The sequence below is a fragment of the Luteibacter sp. PvP120 genome (assembly GCF_054055715.1).
In genome coordinates this window covers 15,013-37,249 of sequence record NZ_JBSRXP010000009.1, presented here as the reverse complement: position 1 = coordinate 37,249, position 22,237 = coordinate 15,013, and the positions used below count along the sequence as shown (strand labels likewise).

General features: G+C 66.1%; 25 protein-coding genes and 1 tRNA gene. 5 read left to right on the top strand and 21 right to left on the bottom strand.

Going from position 1 to position 22,237, the window contains the following annotated elements; translation table 11 throughout:
- The 5 genes from ACVKN3_RS16455 to ACVKN3_RS16435 all read left to right on the top strand — a co-directional run bounded on the left by ACVKN3_RS16455 (window position 1) and on the right by ACVKN3_RS16435 (window position 4,678).
- Entirely contained in the window at window positions 1–693 is a 693-nt protein-coding gene (locus tag ACVKN3_RS16455) for a TVP38/TMEM64 family protein (RefSeq protein ID WP_354516305.1), read from the top strand.
- Between the two features lie 64 nt (window positions 694–757).
- Complete coding sequence (locus ACVKN3_RS16450; protein ID WP_354516307.1) at window positions 758–2,668, top strand: ATP-binding response regulator; 1,911 nt, start codon at window positions 758–760, stop codon at window positions 2,666–2,668.
- A gap of 87 nt (window positions 2,669–2,755) precedes the next feature.
- Entirely contained in the window at window positions 2,756–3,484 is a 729-nt protein-coding gene (locus ACVKN3_RS16445) for a LuxR C-terminal-related transcriptional regulator (RefSeq protein ID WP_285403651.1), read from the top strand.
- A gap of 108 nt (window positions 3,485–3,592) precedes the next feature.
- Window positions 3,593–4,537, top strand: a complete 945-nt coding sequence (locus tag ACVKN3_RS16440; RefSeq protein ID WP_354516309.1) for a DedA family protein/thiosulfate sulfurtransferase GlpE — start codon at window positions 3,593–3,595, stop codon at window positions 4,535–4,537.
- A 65-nt stretch (window positions 4,538–4,602) separates the two neighbouring features.
- A tRNA-Lys gene (locus tag ACVKN3_RS16435) sits at window positions 4,603–4,678 on the top strand.
- 48 nt (window positions 4,679–4,726) lie between these two features.
- On the opposite strand, the gene ACVKN3_RS16430 is transcribed toward ACVKN3_RS16435, so the two are convergent.
- From ACVKN3_RS16430 to ACVKN3_RS16330, 21 genes are all read right to left on the bottom strand, one after another.
- Window positions 4,727–5,311 (bottom strand): RICIN domain-containing protein, encoded by a 585-nt coding sequence (locus ACVKN3_RS16430; RefSeq protein ID WP_354516311.1) that lies wholly within the window; start codon window positions 5,309–5,311, stop codon window positions 4,727–4,729.
- A gap of 87 nt (window positions 5,312–5,398) precedes the next feature.
- Window positions 5,399–6,082 carry a 7-cyano-7-deazaguanine synthase QueC gene (queC, locus tag ACVKN3_RS16425; protein ID WP_285403636.1) on the bottom strand — a complete coding sequence of 228 codons (684 nt, stop codon included), beginning with the start codon at window positions 6,080–6,082 and terminating at the stop codon, window positions 5,399–5,401.
- Window positions 6,083–6,103: 21 nt separating this feature from the next.
- Window positions 6,104–6,796: a 7-carboxy-7-deazaguanine synthase QueE gene (gene queE / locus ACVKN3_RS16420; RefSeq protein WP_285403634.1), complete on the bottom strand. Its 693-nt coding sequence runs from the start codon at window positions 6,794–6,796 to the stop codon at window positions 6,104–6,106.
- A gap of 4 nt (window positions 6,797–6,800) precedes the next feature.
- A complete protein-coding gene (gene ybgF / locus ACVKN3_RS16415) occupies window positions 6,801–7,676 on the bottom strand; it encodes a tol-pal system protein YbgF (RefSeq protein ID WP_354516313.1) in 876 nt (291 codons plus the stop codon).
- A 3-nt stretch (window positions 7,677–7,679) separates the two neighbouring features.
- Window positions 7,680–8,189 (bottom strand): peptidoglycan-associated lipoprotein Pal, encoded by a 510-nt coding sequence (pal, locus tag ACVKN3_RS16410; protein WP_036137489.1) that lies wholly within the window; start codon window positions 8,187–8,189, stop codon window positions 7,680–7,682.
- 244 nt (window positions 8,190–8,433) lie between these two features.
- Window positions 8,434–9,762, bottom strand: a complete 1,329-nt coding sequence (tolB, locus tag ACVKN3_RS16405; protein ID WP_285403629.1) for a Tol-Pal system beta propeller repeat protein TolB — start codon at window positions 9,760–9,762, stop codon at window positions 8,434–8,436.
- Between the two features lie 111 nt (window positions 9,763–9,873).
- Window positions 9,874–10,815, bottom strand: coding sequence for a cell envelope integrity protein TolA (locus ACVKN3_RS16400; RefSeq protein WP_285403626.1), 942 nt, complete (start codon window positions 10,813–10,815; stop codon window positions 9,874–9,876).
- On the bottom strand, window positions 10,802–11,254 hold the full coding sequence (tolR, locus tag ACVKN3_RS16395; RefSeq protein ID WP_036137496.1) for a protein TolR: 453 nt from the start codon (window positions 11,252–11,254) through the stop codon (window positions 10,802–10,804). The genes ACVKN3_RS16400 and tolR overlap by 14 nt, the downstream gene beginning before the upstream one ends.
- An 8-nt stretch (window positions 11,255–11,262) precedes the next feature.
- A complete protein-coding gene (gene tolQ / locus ACVKN3_RS16390; RefSeq protein ID WP_036137499.1) occupies window positions 11,263–11,946 on the bottom strand; it encodes a protein TolQ in 684 nt (227 codons plus the stop codon).
- 33 nt (window positions 11,947–11,979) lie between these two features.
- Window positions 11,980–12,384: a tol-pal system-associated acyl-CoA thioesterase gene (ybgC, locus tag ACVKN3_RS16385; RefSeq protein WP_036137501.1), complete on the bottom strand. Its 405-nt coding sequence runs from the start codon at window positions 12,382–12,384 to the stop codon at window positions 11,980–11,982.
- On the bottom strand, window positions 12,381–13,421 hold the full coding sequence (gene ruvB / locus ACVKN3_RS16380; protein ID WP_285403619.1) for a Holliday junction branch migration DNA helicase RuvB: 1,041 nt from the start codon (window positions 13,419–13,421) through the stop codon (window positions 12,381–12,383). The genes ybgC and ruvB overlap by 4 nt, the downstream gene beginning before the upstream one ends.
- Window positions 13,422–13,498: 77 nt before the next feature.
- Window positions 13,499–14,275, bottom strand: a complete 777-nt coding sequence (locus ACVKN3_RS16375; protein ID WP_285403617.1) for a hypothetical protein — start codon at window positions 14,273–14,275, stop codon at window positions 13,499–13,501.
- A gap of 1 nt (window position 14,276) precedes the next feature.
- Window positions 14,277–14,639: a hypothetical protein gene (locus ACVKN3_RS16370; protein WP_036137510.1), complete on the bottom strand. Its 363-nt coding sequence runs from the start codon at window positions 14,637–14,639 to the stop codon at window positions 14,277–14,279.
- Between the two features lie 195 nt (window positions 14,640–14,834).
- Entirely contained in the window at window positions 14,835–16,736 is a 1,902-nt protein-coding gene (locus ACVKN3_RS16365; RefSeq protein WP_285403614.1) for a potassium transporter Kup, read from the bottom strand.
- A 3-nt stretch (window positions 16,737–16,739) separates the two neighbouring features.
- Window positions 16,740–17,339 carry a Holliday junction branch migration protein RuvA gene (gene ruvA / locus ACVKN3_RS16360; RefSeq protein ID WP_036137514.1) on the bottom strand — a complete coding sequence of 200 codons (600 nt, stop codon included), beginning with the start codon at window positions 17,337–17,339 and terminating at the stop codon, window positions 16,740–16,742.
- Window positions 17,336–17,857 (bottom strand): crossover junction endodeoxyribonuclease RuvC, encoded by a 522-nt coding sequence (gene ruvC, locus ACVKN3_RS16355; protein WP_354516319.1) that lies wholly within the window; start codon window positions 17,855–17,857, stop codon window positions 17,336–17,338. Before ruvC ends, ruvA begins: the two co-directional genes overlap by 4 nt.
- Before the next feature lie 41 nt (window positions 17,858–17,898).
- Window positions 17,899–18,648 carry a YebC/PmpR family DNA-binding transcriptional regulator gene (locus tag ACVKN3_RS16350; protein WP_285403568.1) on the bottom strand — a complete coding sequence of 250 codons (750 nt, stop codon included), beginning with the start codon at window positions 18,646–18,648 and terminating at the stop codon, window positions 17,899–17,901.
- Window positions 18,649–18,697: 49 nt separating this feature from the next.
- Window positions 18,698–19,342, bottom strand: coding sequence for an esterase/lipase family protein (locus ACVKN3_RS16345; RefSeq protein WP_285403566.1), 645 nt, complete (start codon window positions 19,340–19,342; stop codon window positions 18,698–18,700).
- Window positions 19,343–19,362: 20 nt separating this feature from the next.
- Entirely contained in the window at window positions 19,363–21,132 is a 1,770-nt protein-coding gene (gene aspS, locus ACVKN3_RS16340; protein ID WP_354516321.1) for an aspartate--tRNA ligase, read from the bottom strand.
- 74 nt (window positions 21,133–21,206) lie between these two features.
- Complete coding sequence (locus tag ACVKN3_RS16335) at window positions 21,207–21,800, bottom strand: DUF3011 domain-containing protein (protein ID WP_285403562.1); 594 nt, start codon at window positions 21,798–21,800, stop codon at window positions 21,207–21,209.
- 107 nt (window positions 21,801–21,907) lie between these two features.
- On the bottom strand, window positions 21,908–22,225 hold the full coding sequence (locus ACVKN3_RS16330) for an FmdB family zinc ribbon protein (RefSeq protein WP_354516323.1): 318 nt from the start codon (window positions 22,223–22,225) through the stop codon (window positions 21,908–21,910).
- Between the last annotated feature and the right edge of the window lie 12 nt (window positions 22,226–22,237).

Sequence of the window (22,237 nt, the reverse complement as noted above, 5' to 3'; positions counted from 1 at the left end):
ATGACGCGCTGGCGCGCCGTGCTGCCGCTGGTGCTGCTGATCCTGACCGGTGTCGTCGCGCTGGCCAGCGGCGCCCTGGACCGCTTCCATCCCGAGCATCTGCTTGCCGAGCAGGGCATGCTGCGAGCGGGCATTGCCGCACACCCCGTGCTGTCGCGGGCGACCTACGCGGGCATGCTGGCCCTGGCGATCGCGACCGGGGTGCCCGGCACCATCGTCATCGTACTGGCCGGGGGACTGCTGTTCGGCATCGTCCAGGGCAGCGCGTTGTCGTCGGCGGCCCTCGTCGCGGGTTCGCTCCTGCTGTATGTCGCCAGCCGCCACGCCTTTCGGGCAGGCGGGCGGGCACCGCCCGAGTTCGCGGCGCGCCTGCGCGACGGCTTCGCCCGCCATCCCGTGCGCTATACCTTTGCCCTGCGCTTCGTTCCCGTGGTGCCCCTGGGGGCGATGACGGTCGCCCTGGCCTGGCTGCGCTGCCCGGTATGGCTGTTCATCGGCGCCACCTGGCTCGGTGGCACGGTATCGCTGGTGATCGAGAGCGCGATCGGCGCGGGACTCGCCTCCACCCTGGGTGGCGTGGCGCCTTTCAGCCTGCTGGATGTCCGCATCCTGCTTCCGCTGTGCGCCTTCGTGGTCGTCAGCCTGCTGCCCCTGGTCGTGCGATCGGTACGCGCACGCCGCCGGCGCGCCTGAGCACGGGCAACTGCGCTAGGCTGTAGCCTCGCGGCGTCAGGCAAGGGGCCGTCGGGGGAATGTCATGCGTGACGTATCGGCGTCGTCAGGGCTGGAAAGGGTGTGGCGCCGCACGTCGCTCGTGCAGCGCCTGACCTGCGTCGCCCTGGTGCCTACCGCCATCACTGCCGTGCTGCTGGTGACACTGCTGACCAGCCACCAGATGGACAACCTGCACGACATGGGCCGTTCCACGGCGGATGCGATCGCGCAGCAGTCGGCTTCCGTGTCCGGCGACGCCCTACGCACCGGCGAGCGTCGTGAGATCGCCCGCATTGCGCAGTCCATCGTGCAGTTGCCCCAGGTGTCCCGCGTGCGTATCAGCGACCGCGACGGCGAGATCCTCGCCGACCGCGTCAACGGCACCGCCGGCGACGACGATACGCTCACCGTCGCCCGCGAGGTACTCGATCCGCTGACCCACCGCGTGGTGGGCTCGGTCACGGTGGACGTCAGCATCGAGGACGCCATCGAGGCGCAGCGGGTCAGCATGCACAACGCCCTGCTATGGCTGGCGCTGAGCCTGTTCATCGCGGCCATGATCGGGTGGTCGGCGGCACGCTGGCTAAGCGCACCCCTGCGCAACCTGGCCATCGCCGTGCGCCAGCTCGGCCTGGGCGACCGTACCGTGGTGGTGCCGGTGACCGACGATACCGAGATCGGCGATCTGCAACGCGGCTTCAACGGCGCCGCATCCAAACTGCTTCATGCGCAGATCGGGATGGAGCGTGAGATCGCCGCCGCCACCGAGGAGCTGGCTCGCAAGAACGCCGCGCTGGAAGCGGCCAGCGTCGCCAAGGCCCGTTTCCTCGCCGCTGCCTCGCACGACCTGCGCCAGCCGCTGTACGCCCTGACGTTGTTTTCGTCGGGCCTGGCCGTGGACGAGTTCGACCCGCTCCGACTCAACCGTATCGCGCACATCCAGGAATGCGTCGAGGCGCTGGATCACCTGTTCAGCGAATTGCTGGACCTGTCCCGTCTGGAGACGGGTGCCATGCCGGCCACCCTCCGCGACGTGGCGCTCGACGAGGTGTTCGAGGAAGTGAGCGTCAACTTTCGCATGGTCGCCGAGCAACACGACCTGCGCCTGATCGTCCGCACCACGGGACTGTGGGTGCACTGCGACCGCACGATGCTGGCTCGCATACTCAACAACCTGGTCAGCAACGCCCTTCGCTACACGCGCTGCGGCGGCGTACTGGTGGGCGCCCGAAAACGGCTGGACGGCCGGGTGCGGATCGACGTGTGGGATACCGGCATCGGCATCGGCGACGACCACCTTCGCCATATCTTCGACGAGTTCTACCGCGTGGAGAGCGGCCCGGAAGCCGGTCGCCCCGAGAGCACCCGGCGTGGCCTCGGGCTGGGCCTGTCGACCGTGCAGCGGCTGGCCGGGTTGCTGGGCAGCACGGCATCGGTTCGGTCGCGCCCCGGCAAGGGCAGCGTGTTCTCGCTGACCCTGCCGGAAACACGCCCGGGTATCGTCGAGTTCCGCCAGCCACCGACGCAGGCACCGGCGGCGACACGCGACGTCGCCGGCATGCGGGTACTGGTCATCGACGACGAGCCTTCCATCCTGGCCGGCATCAGTTTTCTCCTTGGCAGCTGGGGCTGCGAGGTGATGACTGCCGCAGATGCGCAGCAGGCCATGGAGGCCGTGCACCAGTGGATGCAGCCACCCGACATCGTGATTTCCGACCTGCGCCTGCGCGAAGGCACCGGCCTGGACGTGATCGCGCTGCTGGATCGCTACTACCGGCGACGTCCGGGCGATCCGCCGCCTTTCGCACGCGTGCTCATCACCGGCGAGACGCGCGTGGACTTCCTGCAGAGCGTAGATACGGCAACAACGCGCGTCCTGTTCAAGCCCGTGTCCCCGGATCGGCTTCATGAAGTCATGGTTTCCGCCTGGGCTGCCCATCATGCGCCGGCATGAGCCGTATGGCCGGCTTGCCGACGGCCATCGACAGGGCTATGTTCGCAGGAACGGGGAAGCCTGCGACCATGCAGGCGGAGGAGCGGTATGCACGTACTGATCGCGGACGATCACCGACTCATCATCGAGGGAGTGAAGCTCAAGCTGCGCGAGCTGGGTGACCACGTCACCTTCGTCGAGGCCCAGACGGTGGCGCAGCTGCAGAAACATCTCAGCGACGGACCACTGCCGGACATTGCCCTGATCGACATGGCCATGCCGGGCGCCGAAGGCGTCGAACACATCAGGCACGCCGTGGCGGCCATGCGTGAGGCCGAAGACGAAACCGGCATAGCACGCATGCGTCCCGTCGTCGTGTTGTCCGGCACCGAGGATTCGTCATCGATCCGGCATGTCCTGGAGCTTGGCGTGCAGGGTTATATCCCGAAGTCATCGCCACCCGACGTCATCCTCAATGCCGTCCGGCTGATCGTGGGCGGCGGCATCTATGTGCCGCCCGAAGCCATGAAAGCCGAAGCCCCCGACGCGGTGCACGCTTTTTCCGTGCCGCGTGCTGCAAGCGACGGGCTGGCGCTGAAGGATCGCCTGGCCAGCATCCTTACCGATCGGCAGCGTGACGTGCTCAAGCTGCTGGCCCTGGGCCGGCCGAACAAGCTGATTGCGCGCGAACTGAAGATCAGCGAAGGCACGGTCAAGATCCACCTGGCGGCGATCTTCCGCGCGCTGCATGTCCGCAACCGGCTGGAAGCCCTTGTCGCCGCGCAGCACCTGGGCGACATGAACGACTTGAGCAATGACGTGTCGACCCACTCGTGATGCCTCCTGGCCGGAAGGCCTAGGCCAAACGGCCTGGGGCGGTCTGTCCGGCGAAACGTCACAAGCGTATCGTGGCGGGGTTGACGGACATGGGCCGAGGTACGAAGCGTGGCGAGCATCAACTGGGCGGACGCGGCGCCGACGGTAGCCTTCCTCGGCGTGTTCGCCGGAGCGATCGGCCTGCCAGTGCCTGCCATGCCCACCCTTATCGTGGTCGGCAGCACCCTGGTCGCTTCGCACGATCCCCTGCTGGTCGTCGCCACGTTCGTGGCCGCACTGGCCGGCGCTTTCCTTGGTGACGTGGCCTGGTTCCTCACCGGGCGGCACTTCGGATACCGCGTACTGGACGGCTTGTGCCGCGTGTCGCTCTCGCCAGACACCTGCGTGCGGCGCGCCAGCGGTTTCTTCGAAAAGCGCGGTGTCAAGCTGCTGCTGATCTCGCGCTTCGTCCCGGGGCTGTCGCTGGTCACCATTCCCATCGCCGGCGCGGGCGACACGCGCTTCGTCCGCTTCACGCTATACGACCTGCTCGGCGCTTCGCTGTGGATCGCCGTGGGCCTGTCGGTCGGCATGCTTTGCTATCGGCAGATCGACGCGGTGCTGGTCGCCCTGCGCGAGTTCGGCATCGGGCTGGCCGCGGTGGCCGTGGCCGTCATGGCGCTGTGGATCGGCTTCCGCTATGCGCGGCGGATGCTGCTCCTGCGACAGATGCGGCGGTCGCGCATCTCCGTCGACGAGTTGTCGCTCCTGCTGGCCAGCGATCCCGGTGCACTGATCGTGGACGTGCGAACGGCGATCAGCCGGCGCGATGATCCGTTCGTGATTCCGGGCTCGCGGCTGTTCGATTTCGCCACGGCGGATGCGGACATCGCCACCCTGCCAAAGCACAGCGCGGTGGTGATCTACTGCTCGTGCCCGAACGAAGTATCGGCGGCGAAGGTGGCCGAACGGCTCGTCAAGCTGGGTTTCCGCAACGTGCGCCCCCTGACCGGCGGCATCGGCGCCTGGCGCGCCGCGGGACGCGAGGTGCAGGCGCTCGTCGCCACCACCTGAACCGACCCACCTCGCGGGTTGTGCGGTCACGGCCGGATCACTAAACTAGCCGGCTTGCCGCGTATGGGTCGTTAGCTCAGTTGGTAGAGCAGCGGACTTTTAATCCGTAGGTCGCCGGTTCGAATCCGGCACGACCCACCATACGCGTCAGTGACTTACCGAAAGCGGCGCGTTCCGCGTTTCGTGTCCCTATTGCTGAATCCAACGTTGGCGCGCCGGGTCACCCAGACCGCAATAAATCTGCAGGACAGCGCTTCCATTGGTGTCGAGACAGTACCCAGTGGAAACATTACGCATGGACCAGCCCAGGCGATCCTGCGTCAAAACCCACCGTTGCGCGTTTCCGCCGTTGCAGGCCTGTGTCGTGACCGACGGGCTGCTGGGGCTGCCACCCTGCAAACAAAGGTCTGACTGCACGTTGCGGATCTCGTCGCCGAGCTGATTCTGCGAGTGGCTCCACATCTGATAGCGGCCGCCATCGCAGATCGAGAGATTTACCTGTCCACCCTCCGTGGCCGTTACGCAACGCGAGGGTGGATTAAGAACGCTGAAATAGGCAACCCACGTAAAGGGGCCGCCAGTGATCATGGCCTGCGCATCCTGCTTATCACTCACTGCCGCCATGGCGGACAGCGAATGTGCAAATGAAACAACAGCCGTCGCAATCAGCAAAACCTTTTTCATGTTCCACGTCCCCATTGAGTCGGCACGTACGGATGACAGAGGTCCAAAGCCCTCGCCGTTGTCATGGCAATCGAAATCGAGCCACGCCATGCGTCGACCTTATCAGCACTTTTCCAAGCACCTCTTTCTGCTGCCGAAAATGGGCCCTGGGAATCACATAAGCTGGCCTTCAGCGCATCAGGCGTAATGCGTGGGGTCCGGCACGCCGGCCTTGGCGAATCCTTCCGCGCGCAGCCGGCAGGCATCGCAATGCCCGCAGGCGCGACCCTGCGCATCGGCCTGGTAGCAGCTGACCGTGGCCGAGAAATCCACGCCCAGGCGCATGCCTTCGCGCACGATGTCGCCCTTGCCCATCTCCATCAGCGGGGCATGGATGCGGATGCCCGCGCCTTCCACACCGGCCTTGGTGGCCACATTCGCCAGGGCCTGGAACGACTCGACGAACGCCGGACGGCAATCCGGGTAGCCGGAGTAATCCACGGCATTGACGCCACAGAAGATGTCCGACGAGCCCAGCACCTCGGCCCAGCCTAGCGCGATGGACAGCATGATGGTGTTGCGCGCCGGCACGTAGGTCACGGGAATGCCTTCGCCGCCGTCCTCGGGCACATCGATGTCCGCCGTCAGGGCGGAACCGCCGATGCTGCGCAGGTCGATGTGCACCGTCTTGTGCGTCACGGCACCGAGCATGCCGGCCACCCGCGCGGAGGCTTCCAGTTCGGAGCTGTGGCGCTGGCCGTAGGCCACGCTCAGGGCGTACACCTCGAAGCCCTGCTCGCGCGCCATGGCGATGGTGACCGCCGAATCCATGCCGCCGGACACGAGGATCACGGCCTTGCGGGGAGAGGTCGAAGCATTCATGGCAATACCCTTGCAGTCGTATCAGTGGCCGGCGGCGTCGTTCCACAGCAGCTTGTGCAGCTGCAGCTGGAAGCGTACGGGCAGACGTTCGGCGAGGATCCACTCGGCGAGTTCGCGCGGCTGGACGTTGCCCCACACCGGGGAAAACAGCACCATCGCGCGGCGGTCCAGCGCATGCTGGCGGACGATGTCGCGCGACCATTCGAAATCGCCGCGGCTGGCGATGACGAACTTCACCTGGTCGTGCGGCAGCAAGTGGTCGAGGTTGGACCAGAGGTTGCGCGCGCTTTCGCCGGAGTCCGGGGCCTTCAGGTCCATGACCTTGCGGACGCGCGGATCGACATCGGCGACATCGAGCGCGCCGGAGGTTTCCAGGGAAACCTCGTGGCCGGCATCGCACAGCTTGCGCAGGAGGATCTGGCAGCGCTTCTGCGCCAGCGGCTCGCCGCCGGTGACGCAGACATGGCGCGCACCGTAACCGGCCACCTCGGCGACGATGGCATCGATGTCGTGCCACTGGCCGCCATGGAAGGAATATTCGGTATCGCACCACACGCAGCGCAGCGGGCATCCGGTAAGGCGTACGAATACCGTGGGCCAGCCGATGGCGTCGGCCTCACCCTGCACGGAATGGAATATCTCGGTGATCCGCAGCCGCTCCGCGACGGGCGAAGCCGGCGGGACAGCCGCCGGTAGTACGGTGCTACCGGTCATGGGATCAGTTGGCCGTCTGGCGCTGCAGGCGACGCAGGCGTTCCTGTGCGAGGCCCGCAGCCTTGGTGCCCGGATACTTGGTGCCCACCTGCTTCAGCGTGGCGATGGCAGCATCCTGCTGCTTCAGTTCGATCTGGCAATAACCGACCTTGAGCAGGCCGTCGGAGACCTTGTCGCTCTGCGGATACTGCTTGACCAGGCGCTGGAAGGCCTCGATGGCCACGGGATAGTTCATGGTCACGTAGTAGGACTCGCCCAGCCAGTAATAGGCGTTGGGGGCGAGCGGGCTATCCGGGTACTTGACCAGGAAGTCGCGGAAGCCACGCGACGCGGTGACGTAATCGCCCGCGCGCAGCGACTTGAACGCGGCGTCGTAAGCGGCTTGCTGGTCGGCATTGGCCGGCTGGGACGGCGCGCCCGCGGGGGGCGCGGCGGCGGCACTGCTGGCAGCCGCGCCTGCGGCACCGGCTGCGGCGTTACCTTGCGACGACGTGGCCGGTGGCTGGGCCACGGCCGGCGGCGTGCCCTGTGCAGCGGCGGGCTGGCCGGCGGGGGCACCGCCCTTTTCGATACGACCCAGCCGCGAATCGACATCCGCGTACTGCGCCTTCTGGGAATCCTGGAGTTGCTGGTTCTGGTGCTGGAGCTCTTCGATCTGGCCCTGCAACTGCGAGACCTGCTGCTGCAGATCGTTCACCTGGTTGACCAGGGTGGTCGTGCCGGCCTGGGCCTGCGACTGCTGCTCGAGCCGCGCAACGCGATCGGCGAGACTGAGACGGGTGTCCTGGGCGGTGACGGGCAAAGCAAAAAGCATGGCGGACGCAAGTGCGCCCGCCATGCCAAGCCTGGCCATGTAACTGGTAGCCAGAGTCTTCTTCATCACTTACTTCGCGGTGTAGACGATCTCGACGCGACGGTTCTTGGACCAGCAGTCATCGTTGTGCTCACGGCAGGTCGGCTTCTCTTTGCCGTAGCTGGTGACGTTGACCTGGCCAGCCGAACCACCGGCAGCCTGGATGGCGCTGGACACGGCATTGCCGCGACGCTCGCCGAGGCCCAGGTTGTATTCACGCGTGCCGCGCTCGTCGGTGTTGCCTTCGAGGGTCATGGCCGACTGCGGACGATCCTGCAGGTACTTGGCGTGGCAAGCGATGATCTGCTGGAACTCCGGCTTCACTTCGTTCTTGTCGAAGTCGAAGTAGACGACGCGCTGACGCAGGCAAGCGTCGGTGTCGAGGTCGGACGGCTGGTACTTGCCGTCGTTCATCGGAGCCTGGGTCTGAGCGACCGGCTGCGATTCGGTCGGAGCGACCGGCTTGACCTGCTTCTTGGAGCAAGCGGCCGCGCCCACGCAGAGCAGGGCAGCCAGGGTGACGGTAACAGTCTTATTCATGGGACGTTCCTTAAAACAGTTGAGTTCCGACAGTCGGTTTTCGGTTTCGGGACAGGCACCGCCGGTTGTCCGGCTGTTTTTCTACTTACATCTACGCCGACGGGGCGCTGTCCCGCACCCTGCGTCTTCGCTCCGGCAACCGCCTTGCAGCGATTGCCGGTTAATTGTCGTCCGCAGAAAAGGCGCGGATGCCCGCGCCCCTCCCTGGACGTTACCGATACCACGTTCCCGTAGAAACGTGGCATCAGCGCTGTCGATAGGGTCCCCACGACGGTTCGCGCACGTCGCCGTCCGAAAGGACAAGGCGCTGACGCACGGCACCGTCTGCCGAAACCGCATACAGGACACCACGCGTACCCTGCGATGCAGCGTAAAGCAGCATGCTGGCGTTGGGCGCGAAGCTGGGCGAATCGTCCACGTTACCCGGGGAAACGAAGCGCACCTGCCCGCCCAGACTGCGGTCCATGATGGCGATACGATACACGTTCCCGTTGCCCTGCACCATCGCAATCTGCTTGCCGTCGTAACTGACCGAAGCGCTGGCGTTGAAACCACCCTGGAAGGTGAGACGCGTGGCGGCGCCGCCGGAAGCCGACATCTGGTAGATCTGCGGCTTGCCCGAGCGATCGGAGGTGAACAGGATGCTCTGGCCGTCCGGGGTGAAGGTCGGCTCGGTGTCGATAGCGAAGTTGTTGGTCAGCCGCGTTTCGGTGTGGCTGGCCACGTCGATCACGAAGATCTCCGGGTTGCCCACATACGACAGGCTGACGGCCAGCTTGCGACCGTCCGGCGACCAGGCCGGCGCACTGTTGATGCCACGCGGATGCGAGGCGATCAGGCTGCGCGAGCCGGTGGAGATGTTCTGCACGTAGACCGCCGAATTGCCGCTTTCAAACGACACATAGGCGATCTTGCTGCCGTCCGGCGACCAGGCCGGCGAGAGCAGGGATTCACGCGAGCGAGCCACCACCTGCGGATTGAAGCCGTCGGAGTCCGCGACGATCAGCGAGTAGGTAGCGTTGTTACCCACGCCCACGGCCGTGATGTAGGCGATGCGGGTCCAGAAGGCGCCGCGCACGCCGGTGATCTTTTCATAGATCTGGTCGGCGATCTGGTGGGCCACGCCGCGCAGGTCACCGGCGGGCGCGGTGAACGACTGGGCCAGCAGGCTCTGCTGCTTGTTGACGTCCCACAGCTCGTAATCGACCTTGAGGTTGCCGCCACCGGCGTCGCTGATGCGGCCGATGGTGATGAAGTCCTGCTTGAGCAGGCGCCACGTGGCGAACTTGATGTCAGCGCCCTGCGACGGGGTTTCGACGATGTCGGCCTTGTCCAGCGAGCGGAACTTGCCCGAGCGGTTGAAATCCGCGCGGATCACGTCGGCCACGTCGGTAGGCAGTGGCGCGCCACCGGCCTGGGCAAACGGCACGACGGCGATCGGAGTGGCCGTCTTCAGGCCGCCCACGATGTCGACGTTCAGCGACTGGGCGGCTGCCGGACCGGCCACGAAGGCAGTCAGGGCAACCAGAAGGAGAGCTAGGCGGGGGAGCATTCTGCGCATGGGCGGATTCATTGCGACCTGGGAAGAGGGGACGGCGACGGCATGTTAACCCGCTGGCGAAAGCCAGCATGACCCGATTATGAACCGCCCCGCCCGGCGCCTGCCGGGCCGGGGCGCGTCACATCATTGCGGCCGGAACGTGAACGTGAGGTTGCGCTGGAACACATCCTCGAAGCCCTGGTACGGCAAGGGCTGGGCGCGCAACACGGCGTTCTCGATCGACGCCCGGCCCGCGGCATCGTACGGGCAGCTGGCGTCCGCCTTCGCACTGAGCACCTGGCCACCCGGGATCTGGGTGATGTGCACCATGCATGGGGCGTCCGGCATGTTGTCAGGCCGCAGCCAGTTGGGTGTCACGGCGTTCTGGATCGCGGCGATGTACAGGGCCTGCTTGCTGTCGTCCTTGCCGGCCTGGCCGGTCTGGACCTTGTCGGCGTACGGCAGGTTTTCACGGCCATCATCCTTGGCGTTGGCGAGGTCCTGCAACTGCTGTTCGGCCTGCTTCTTCTTGCTGTCGGCCTGCTTGGTCTGCGACTTGGCGGCGTCCAGCTGCTTGAAGATCTCGTCGATCTGCTTCTGCTTTTCCTTTTTCTTCTCTTCCTGCTGCGCATCCAGCTCGGCCTGGCGCTGGCGCTGCTGCTCTTCCTGCAGGCGCTTGGCATCCTCAGCCTTCTGCACGGCGTCGTCGACCACCTTTTCCTGGTCCTTCAGGGCCGGCACCTTCGGCGGCGGCGGCAGGGTCTCGACCTTGGGTTTCTCGGGCTGCGGCGGCGTGGGCGTGGGCTGCGCCGGCGGCGGGGGCACCGTGTTGGGCACCGGCTTGGCGGTGTGCTTCGGCGGCGGCGCTCCCGTGGGGCCGATCAGTGTGGCCTCGATGATCTGGCCGGGCAGTTGGATCGGCGCGGGACACTTCAATGGGTTCCATGCCGCGGGCAAGCCCAGGGCGTCGGCCCACTTTTCGTAGTCCGAGCACGGGATGATCGCGAGGCCGAGGAAGGCCACGATGCCGATGTGCAGGAGCGCGGCGAGGACAACCGCGCGCGGCGTACCGTTACGGTTTTCCATTCTGCGCGCCCGACTCCGGCTGGCTCATCAGGCCGATCTTGGAGACGCCCGCTTCCTGGAGGATCGGGAGGATCTGGTAGACCTTGCCATAGCCCACGCGCTGGTCGCCCGCCACCAGGACCTGGAGCTCGGGGTTGGCATCGTGGAAGGCGGTGATCTTGCTCTTGAACTCGTCCGCGCTGACCGGCTCGCGCTTGGTGCCGTTGGCGGTAAGGTAGATCTGGCCACCCTCGTCGACGGAAACGACGACCGGGTCCTTCTTGTCCTGCAGGGACTTGGCGTTGGTCTGTGGCAGCTGGATATCCACGCCCAGGTTCATCATCGGCGTGGTGACCATGAAGATGATGAGCAGGACGAGCATCACGTCGATGTACGGCACGACGTTGATCTCGGATTTCAGCTTCCGCTTGTGGCGGCGGTGCACGTTACGCGTGGCCATGGCGGGGCTCAGGCGACGTCGTCGGCGTGGATCTGGCGCTGCAGCACCGAGGAGAACTCTTCCTGGAACACCTCGTAACGCGACGCGACGCGCTCCACCTTGGTGGCGAAGCGGTTGTAGGCCCAGACGGCCGGGATGGCGGCGAACAGGCCCATGGCCGTGGCGATCAGGGCCTCGGAGATGTGCGGGGCCACCACGGAAATGGTGACGTCCTTCATCTCGCCCAGGCCCTGGAAGGCACCCATGATGCCCCAGACGGTACCGAACAGGCCGATATACGGGCTGATCGAGCCGACGTTGGCCAGGAACTCCAGGTTCTGTTCCAGCTTGCCGATCTCGCGGGTGCCGGCCACGCGCATGGCGCGCTCGGAGCTTTCCATGATGCGGTCGGCATCGCCGGCCCGGCGCTGGCGCTGGCGGGCGAATTCACGGAAGCCGGCCTCGAACACGTTCTCGATGCCGCTCTGGCCTTCGCGGTTACCCACCTCACGGAACAGGGCCGCCAGGTCGGCACCGGACCAGAAGCGATCCTCGAAGGTCTCGGCGTTGTCGTGGGCGGTCTTCAGCTGGCTGTACTTGCGGATGATGATGACCCACGACAGGAACGAGAAGACGAGGAGAAGCAGCATCACCAGCTGCACCGGCAGGCTTGCTTCCGCAACCAGCTTGAAAATGTTCAGTCCACCGTTCATCGCTTGAAGGCTCTCCGCCGGGTATCTGGGGCTTTAGGTAAGGGGGAAGGCTTGGAGGAACAAGCCGGCCGGTATCTGGGCAGGTCGCATGGTGACGAGGTTGACGCACGCCACGCGCACCGTGGCGCGCAACAGCGTCGTGCCCCCGCACACGATCTCCTGACCGAACAGCATACTGGCTGAACGCCGCTCTTTGACGTCTACCGTGACCTGGAGTTCATCATCCAGACGGGCCGGCCGCAGGAAATCGAGGTGCATCTCGCGGACGACGAAGCCGAGCGAGGTGGTTTCGCGCAGGGCCAACTGGTCGATGCCCTGCGCACGCAGCCATTCCGTGCGGGCGCGCTCCATGAAACGGACATAGTTGGCGTGGTACACCACGCCGCCGGCGTCCGTGTCTTCCCAGTAGATGCGCACGGGAAAGCTGAAGGCGCTCATGGGTCGTCTGCGAACAGGTCGGGGACGTCACCCTGGCGCGGCGGCGGGTTGAGGCCGAGGTGGCGCCAGGCCTTCGCCGAGGCCATGCGGCCACGGGCGGTGCGGATCAGGTAGCCCTGCTGGATCAGGTAGGGCTCGACCACGTCCTCGAGGGTGCCGCGGTCCTCGCTGAGGGCGGCGGCCAGCGATTCCACCCCGACGGGACCACCGTCGAAACTCTCGATGATGGTGCTCAGGAGGCGGCGGTCGAGATCGTCGAAACCCTCGGCGTCCACCCTGAGCATGTCGGTCGCGGCACGGGCCAGGGCGTGGGTGATGATGCCATCGCCGCGCACCTCGGCGAAATCGCGCACCCGGCGCAGCAGCCGGTTGGCGATGCGCGGCGTGCCGCGGGATCGCCGGGCGATCTCGATCGCCCCCTCCAGCTCGCACTCGATACCGAAGATTTTCGCGGCGCGGCGGACGATCGCGGTCAGCTCATCCACGCTGTAGAACTCCAGCCGCTGGATGATGCCGAAACGGTCGCGCAGCGGGCCGGTGAGCAGACCCGCACGCGTGGTCGCGCCGATCAGGGTAAAGGGCGGCAGGTCGAGCTTGATCGAGCGGGCGGCCGGGCCCTCCCCGATCATGATGTCGATCTGGAAGTCTTCCATGGCTGGATAGAGCACTTCCTCCACCACCGGGGAAAGGCGGTGGATTTCGTCCACGAACAGGACGTCGTTCTTTTCCAGGTTGGTCAGCAACGCGGCCAGGTCGCCCGCGCGTTCCAGCACCGGCCCGGAGGTGGAGCGGACGTTGACGCCCAGCTCGTTGGCGATCACGTGCGACAGCGTGGTCTTGCCCAGGCCGGGCGGCCCGAAGATGAGCACGTGGTCGAGTGCGCCCTGCCTACGCCGCGCGGCCTCGATATAGATCGACATCTGCTCACGCACCGTCTGCTGGCCGAGGTATTCGGCCAGGCGTTTGGGACGGATGCTGGCTTCCAGCGCGTCGTCATCCATGGCGGCGGCGGTGGAGATGATTCGGTGCTCGGACATCCTCACATTATGGCAGGATTCGCGGACCGGACAGGTCGAACCGACTGCCCGATCCGCTTTGTCAGGCCAGGCGCGGGTCAGTATCGAATAGAACGAGCCATGGTAAGCAAGGCTTCCTGGTTGGGTGCCAGTGCATCGGGGTCGACAGGCTGGAGGTTCAACCTCATGACCTTGTGGTCGGTGACCCAGCCCAGCGAGACCTGCGTGGCGCCGTCAGGCCCACGCATGGTCTGGATGGTGCCTGGTTGACCGTTGATATCGGTGTTGAGCCACTCCTTGATGACCGTAACAGACCCGCCGCCGTCTGCGTATTCGGACTCGTCCAGTTGTACCAGTCCGAGCCCGGCAACTTCCCATGAACGACTGAGGCCGGTCCAGCGACCATCCCTATTCCCGCCCGCCGTGGACACATCCACCAGTGGAAGCCCCTCGAGCAAGGTCTGGGAGATCGATGCCGGCTCATAGTAAAGATGCGGCTTGACCTGGGACAACGTCGTAAAGACTTCCTCATTGCCGCCAAGGGCGCTGCTGCGGACATGGGCAAGCGATGCGCGCACATCCGGGACATCCTCAGCCGTGTGTACGCCCCTGGAAGACTGCTCGGCAATATCCTGCTCGATCTTCGCGGCAAGGGCGCCAACGAAAGGCGATTCATTCAGCGGCACCACGTGAAGCCCCGGGGACATGGGGATGCGCGAAATGTCCAGGTCGCCCTCGCTTGTGGCCGACGTATCATCCGAGACTGCGGACGAATTACCGCTTTGCGCAGGAACGTCGACCAGAGTCGACGAGGCCGAGGCACATGCTGAGAACAGGGAAGCCGACAGGAAAGAAACATAGAGAATCTTCTTCATTTCACCACTCCGTCAGATTGCAGTCGGTCGCAATGGAATACTGAGTCTGCAGGAATCGCAGGTCATCCCCGAATACGTGGACGCCGCGCACAGTGTTGCGCGACGCATCCGCGAGGTCCCCGGCATAAGAGCGCCACGTCATGTTCCAGTCCGCCGTCACGACATGACCCGCCACGGCACCGAAACCCACGTGGGTACCCTGGGTGTACATGAAGTGGCTACGTAACGCGGGTCGATCGTAGGTAATCGACTCATTGATGGTTCCGGCGATGCAATTGGCGCGACTCAGCCATTTGACAGACGCCGATGCCTCGGAACTCACGATCAGCAACGTGAGTAAAACGATTAGCGGTTTGGCTCGCATTCCACACTCCTGAATCGCCCTCCATCGGGCGAATTCAGACTAGAAATCGTGGAGTACTTTGGAGATAGGAATCGGTCGCTACGTTGTGGACGTAAGACGCCGACGTGATAACGGGCACGACCCGCACACCGACGGCGACATGCTATTGCTCGGCTGGTCGCAGCATCGGCTTGGCGATGCTGCGACCACCGCTGCTTATATCTCGACCTGCGCGCCCAGTTCGATCAGCCGGTTGCCCGGAATCTGGAAGAAGGCCGTGGCCGGCATCGCGTTACGGGCGAGGAAGGCGAACAGCTTGTCGCGCCAGAGGGCCATGCCGGGTCGGCGCGCATCCGCCACGATGGTTTCGCGGGACAGGAAGAACGTCGTATCCATCATGTCGAAATCGAGTCCGCGTGCACTAGCGCGCGAGAGCGACAGCGGGATGTTCGGATCCTCGGCGAAGCCGTAGCGCAGCTGCAGGCCGAAGAAGCCGCCGCCGTATTCGATCACTTCCATGCGCTCGTCGAAGTCGGCCACGGGCGTTTCCAGCATCTCGACCGTCAGCAGCACGTTGCGCTCGTGCAGCACCTTGTTGTGCTTGAGGTTGTGCAGCATCGCGTGCGGCACCGAGTTCTGGTTGGCGGTGAGGAACACCGCCGTACCCGGCACGATCAGCGGCGGATGGTCGGCGATGTTCGCCACGAAGGGCTCCAGCGCCAGGCCGGACTGCTTGATCTCGCGCACCACGAGGTCCCTGCCCCGCCGCCATGTAGTCATGACGGTGAAGATCACCACGCCCAGCACCAGCGGGAACCAGCCGCCATGGGCGATCTTCAGCGCGTTGGCGCCGAAGAAGGCCAGGTCGATGACCAGGAAGATGACGCCGACCGTGATGACGGCCGCCCAGTGCCAGTTCCAGCGGCGGCGAGCGACGACCAGCGCCAGCAGCGTGGTCATGGTCATGGTGCCGGTCACGGCGATACCGTACGCCGCACCGAGGTTGTTCGACGAGCGGAAACCAATGACCGCGAGGAACACCAGCACCATCAGCAGACGGTTCACCCAGGGCACGAAGATCTGCCCCGACATCTCGTGCGAGGTGTGCACCACGGCCATGCGTGGCGAGTAGCCCAGCGACATCGCCTCGCGGGTCATCGAGAAGGCGCCCGAGATCACCGCCTGCGAGGCGATCACCGCCGAGGCCGTGGCCAGCGCGATCATCGGGTACAGCAGGTTCTCGGGCACCATCTTGTAGAACGGGTTTTCGATCGCGGTCTGGTCGTGCAGCAGCAGCGCGCCCTGGCCGAAGTAGTTGATGAGGAGCGCCGGCAGCACGAAGAAGAACCAGGCCAGACGGATCGGCTTCTTGCCGAAGTGACCCATGTCGGCGTAGAGCGCTTCGCCGCCGGTCAGCGCCAGCACCACGCCACCCAGCGCGATGAAGGCGGAACGGCCGTGCTCGGTAAAGAAGGTCACCGCGTACCACGGGTTCAACGCCCACAGCACCTGCGGATGCATGACCAGCTGACGCAGGCCCAGCCAGGCCAGCACGAGGAACCACACGGTCATGACCGGAGCAAAGGCCTTGCCGACGATTTCGGTGCCGTGCCGCTGGATGGCGAACAGCGCCACCAGGATGACCAGGCAGATGGGCACCACGTAGGTATCCAGCGAGGGGGCCGCCACTTCCAGGCCTTCCACCGCGGATAGCACGGACATGGCCGGCGTGATCACGCCGTCCCCGTAGAACAGCGACGCGCCGAAGATGCCGATGGCGGCCAGCACCCAGCGCGCGCGGGGCGATCCGCTGACGCTGCGCTGCGCCAGCGCCATGAGCGCCATGATGCCGCCCTCGCCCTTGTTGTCGGCTCGCATCACGAAGGTGACGTACTTCAGCGAGATCACCATCAGCAGCGACCAGAAGATCAGCGACAGCACGCCGAGCACCGCGGCAGGCTGCGGCGTCATGCCGTGCGTGCCGAGGGTTTCCTTCATGGTGTACAGCGGGCTGGTGCCGATGTCGCCGAAAACGATGCCGATGGCCCCGAGCGCCAGCGCGGCAAGTTTCTTGCCGCGGGCGTTCTGCAGTTCTTCGGCGGGATTGTGATGACCCATGACTCAGCTTCCCAGCGCGGCGCGGAGCGCCTTGCGGATAATGGCCTCGGCGGTATCGCCTTCGGCGGCCGCCTTCTGTACCAGACGCGATGCTTCCACCGGCTTGTAACCCAGTTGTTGCAGCGCCACGGTGGCTTCGCTTACCGGGTCCACCGGGATGGCATCGCCCGTGCCCGGTGCCGCCGGCAGGCGGACACCGACCGCATCCACGCGATCGCGCAACTCGACCACCATGCGCTCGGCGGTCTTCTTGCCGATGCCGGGGATCTTGGTCAGCGCCACCACGTCGCCCGCATGCACCTGCCGGGACAGTTCCTCGGTGGACACGCCGGACAGCACGGCCAGCGCGATCTTCGCGCCGATGCCGCTCACCTTCAGCAGGTTGCGGAACATGGCCCGCTCGGTCTCACGCAGGAAACCGTACAGCGCCACGCCATCTTCCTTCACCGCGTAATGGGTGAGCAGGATGACCTCCTTGCCCGTGGCGGGAAGGTCGTAGATGGTGGACATCGGCGCATCGACGTCGTAACCGACCCCGCCCACCTCGATCAGGAGGGAGGGTGGCTGCTTGCTGATAAGAATGCCCCGCAGGCGGCCGATCATCGGCGACGTCTCCATGCCGTGCGCGGGATACCCACGCGTTCGATACTGGACCGGGTGTGGGCGTGGGCGATCGCGATCGCCAGCGCATCCGCGGCATCGGCCTGCAGCGGCCCCTGGATGCCGAGGATCATCCCGATCATGTGCTGGACCTGGGTCTTGTCGGCGCGGCCGGTACCGACCACGGCCTGCTTGACCTCGGTGGCCGCGTATTCGTGCACCACGATGCCCCGGTTGACCACGGCACAGATGGCGGCGCCGCGCGCCTGGCCCAGCTTGAGGGCCGAATCGGGATTGCGCGCCATGAACACCTTCTCGATGGCGGCCTCGGCCGGCGCGTGCGTGGCGATGATGACACCCAGTTCGTCGAAGATACGCTTCAGCCGCAACGGGAAGGTGGCCTCCCCGCCGATGGTGAGCGCACCGTGCCAGACATGCGTCAGCGTCCCGTTGTCGGCGACATCGAGTACACCGACGCCCGTACGCTGGCTACCCGGATCGATACCGAGGATGCGGATCATGACAGCGGGTTAGTAGGCAAGACGATAGGGAGCAGGAGGCCTCACGCCTCGTCCGCATCCTGTGTCGGGAGAACGGCGTTGTGGTAGACCTCGTCGACGTCGTCGAGCGCGCTGAGCCGGTCGAGCAGTTTCTCGAAGTGCTCCAGCGCCTCGCCCGTGGGCGTGACCAGGGGACCGTTCGGACGCATGACCACGTCGGAGCCGTCGATCTCGAAACCCGCGGCGGCCAGCGCCTTGCGCATGGCTTCCACGGCGATGGGATCGGCGGCGAGCAGCACCGTGCCGACACCGTTCTCGATGACGATATCTTCGGCGTTGTTCTCGATGGCCGCTTCTTCCAGCTTCGCCTCGACATCGGCGTCGCCACCGGTGTGCACCAGCACCTGGCCCACGCGGGTGAACTGGAACGCCACCGAATTGGTGGTGCCCATGTTGCCGCCGAGCTTGTTCAGCGCCGCGCGCACGTCGGCGACGGTGCGGGTCTGGTTGTCGGTCACGCAGTCGATGATGAGCGCGGTGCCCGCGGGGCCGTAGCCCTCGTAGCGCACCTCGTGCATGTCGGCGCCGCCTTCGGCACCGGAACCGCGCTTGATCGCGCGCTCGATGGTGTCGCGGGTCATGTTGGCGGCCAGCGCCTTGTCCACGGCGGCGCGCAGGCGCGGGTTGCCGTTGGGGTCGGGCACGCCGCCACGGGTGGCGATGGTGATTTCGCGGATCAGCTTGGTGAACACCTTGGCGCGCTTGGCGTCTTCGGCGTTCTTGCGACCTTCGATGGAAGGGCCTCTACCCATGTTCGATTCCTGGACTTACCGGACGGACGAGGCGCGATTCTAGCTGCAATCAGGCCGGGGGGCTAAGGGGGGCGGCAAAGCGTCCCTCACGGAGGAAGGTCGCGACCTGCCGGGCCACATCCGCCGAGACCAGCAGGCCGGTGTGACTGGTTTCCAGGACGCAGTGGTCGCACAGGCCCGGCAGGCGGGTTTCCTCCACGCCCACGGAGCCATCGTGCTCCTCGCCGATCTCACCTACCAGTGCGCCCAGGCCGACCGGCATGCGCCCGGCGATCATGCCCACCTCGCGCGCGCCGTCCCAGCGATCCAAGCCGTGCTCGAGGAGGCCCTTGGCCTGGCCCAGCAGCATGTCGCCGCCCCAGCGGTGGGTCAGGCCCCGTGCCGCGCCGCTGCCGTTGAGCGGCGAGCCGAGGCAGACGATGCGGGCCGGCGACGGCGCTTCGTCCCGGCAGGCCAGCAGGGCGAGGATGCCGCCCAGGCTGTGCCCGACGATATGCACGGGCTCCGGCGCCAGGTGGCGAATCCGTTTCCGCAGGCGTTCGATGGCCTGCTCCGGCGGCGCGACCACGCTCATGTATTCGAACGGATGGACCCGGAACCCTTCGTCGCGCAGCCGGCGGCTGAGCATCGCCATGGCAAAACCGCGCATCCACAGGCCATGCAGCAACAGCACGTCGATGGGCGAGTCACTCATGGCAGGGCGCCCGACCGAAGTCAGGGTTTGGGCGCCTCCGCGGCGACGCGGACGTGGAGTTCCTTCAGCTGGGGCTCCGACACCGGCGACGGGGCGTCGGTCATCAGGTCTTGCGCGCTGGTGGTCTTGGGGAAGGCGATGACGTCACGGATGGACTCGGTGCCCGCCATGAGCGCCGCGATGCGGTCGATGCCGAAGGCCAGGCCACCGTGCGGCGGGGCACCCATGCGCAGGGCCTTGAGCAGGAAGCCGAACTTGGCTTCGGCCTCGTCGGCGCCGATGCCCAGCAGGCCGAACACGGCACTCTGCATCTCGGGGCGATGGATACGGATGGAGCCGCCGCCGATCTCGTTGCCGTTGAGCACCATGTCGTAGCCGCGGCTGACCGCCGTGGCCGCGTGCTCTCGCAGGTCGGCGATATCGTCGACCTTGGGCGCGGTGAACGGGTGATGCAGGGCGACGAAGCGTTTTTCCTCGTCGTCGTACTCGAACATCGGGAAGTCGGTGACCCACAACGGCTTCCAGCTGTCCTCGATCAGGCCACGGTCGCGACCAAGCTTGATGCGCAGCGCGCCCATGAAATCGGTGACCGTCTTCCATGCGCCGGCGCCGAAGAACACGATGTCGCCATTGGCGGCGCCCGTGAGCGCCAGCACCTGGGCCAGGGCCTCGTCGTCGAGGAACTTGGCCACCGGCGAGTTGATGCCTTCGCGACCCTTGGCCAGGTCGTCGACCTTCAGCCAGGCCAGGCCCTTGGCACCATAGCGGGCGGCGTATTCGGTCAGGCCGTCGATATCCTTGCGCGAGAGGTCCGCCGCGCCAGGCACGCGCAGGGCAGCCACGCGGCCGGCCGGGTCGTTGGCCGGGCCGGAGAAGACCTTGAACTCCACGTGTTTCACCGCCTCGGCGATGTCGGTCAGCTCCAGCGCGATACGCAGGTCCGGCTTGTCCGAGCCGAAGCGGCGCATGGCCTCGGCGTAGGTCATGCGCGGGAACGAGGCATCCAGCTCGACCTTGCGCACTTCGCGGAAGACATGGCGGATCAGGTTCTCGACGAAGTCCTGGACGTCCTGCTCCTCGACGAAGGCGAACTCGAGGTCGAGCTGGGTGAATTCCGGCTGGCGATCGGCGCGGAGGTCTTCGTCCCGGAAGCAACGGGCGATCTGGTAGTAGCGGTCGAAGCCGGCCATCATCAGGATCTGCTTGAACAGCTGCGGCGACTGCGGCAGCGCATAGAACTGGCCCGGATGCACGCGGCTGGGCACGAGGTAGTCGCGCGCGCCTTCCGGCGTGGCCTTGGTCAGGATCGGGGTTTCGATGTCCTGGAAGCCGGCGGCATCCAGGTAACGGCGCAGCTCGCGCACCAGCGCGGTGCGCGTGCGCATCATCTGCTGCATCTCGGGACGGCGCAGGTCGAGGTAGCGGTAGGTCATCCGCATGTCCTCGTTGGGCGTCTCGTGCTGCGCGAACGGCAGGTCACGCGCCTCGTTGAGGATCTGGACGGTGTCGGCGAGCAACTCGACCGTGCCTGTCTTCAGCTTGTCGTTGGCGGACAGGCGGCGACGGAGCTGGCCAGTGACCCGGATGACGAATTCGTTGCCCAGCTCGCCGGCCACGGCGAAGGCCGTGGCGTTCTCGCGCTCGATCACGACCTGGGCGATGCCTTCGTGGTCACGAAGGTCGACGAAGGCCACGTGGCTCTGCAGGCGGAGGGTGTTGACCCAGCCGCAAAGGGTGACTTCCTGGCCGACCAGGGACTCGTCGATGGCTCCGCAAAAATGGCTGCGCATGCGCTTGAAGCTTCGTGGGAAAAGACCCCGGATCGTATCACGACCGGGGTCTGCCAAGCGCCGGCAGGGGCCGCTCAGCGGCCGATATCGAACTTCGCGCGGCAGCCGTGATCGGCCCAGATGCCCTGGGGCGAGAAGCCGTAGCTGTAGCCCTCGCGACAGGCGGCGTCCGAGTTCTGTTCGACCAGGCGGGCGCCGGGACCGACCGGCCAGCGACACAGCACGCGCTTGTTGTCCTCGCTGTCGCAGGACACGATCTGGCCGCTATTGCCGGCGTAGCCGGGACGACCGCCATCGGGCCTGCCGTAACCGGGAGGATACCGATCGCGATCGCGGTCGTTGCCCCAGCCGGGACGACCGCCGTTGTCGCCCCAGCCCGGTCGGCCGCCGCCCCAGCCACCGGCTTCCTGGAAGATGCCGCGGCAGCCATCGTCGACCCACAGGCCGCCGCGATCCATGTCCCAGTTGCGACCGCGGATGCAGGGGGTCTGGGAGTCCTGCCGGACCAGGCGTGCGTCGCGCCATGGCACCTGGCAATAGGCGCGGCGGCCGCTGTCGCTGTAGCAGTTGACCGTGTCGCCGCCGCGCTGGGCGTGCGCCACGTGCGGCGTGACGAACAGCCCCGCGCCCAGCGCAACCATGGCGACCAACCCGAGAATGCGTTTCATGCCCCTGACCTCCGATGTGTGTGTGCAGAAACTATCGGACGCATACGCAACGATGTTTGAACGGATCGCAGGAAAACGATGACGTCGTGCGGCGGGTCAGCGGCGGGTCAGTCGCCGGATGACTTGGCGGGCGCCGGGCTCGGCGCCGGCGCCGGCGCGGAGGCAGGCGCCGGCGCCGCAGCCGCGGGCGCCGCGACGGGTGCACCGGACGAGCCCTCGACGAGGTTGCGCTTCTTGTCGCCGTCCTTCTTGAAGTCGGTCTCGTACCAGCCGCCGCCGGCCAGGCGGAACTGCGGGGCGCTCAGCATGCGTCCCACCTGCGGCTCGCCGCAGGTGGGACACACGGTGGGATCGGCATCGGACATCTTCTGCAGGCGCTCGAAGCGGTGGCCGCAGGCCTTGCATTGGAATTCGTAGATGGGCATCGGGTGGAACCT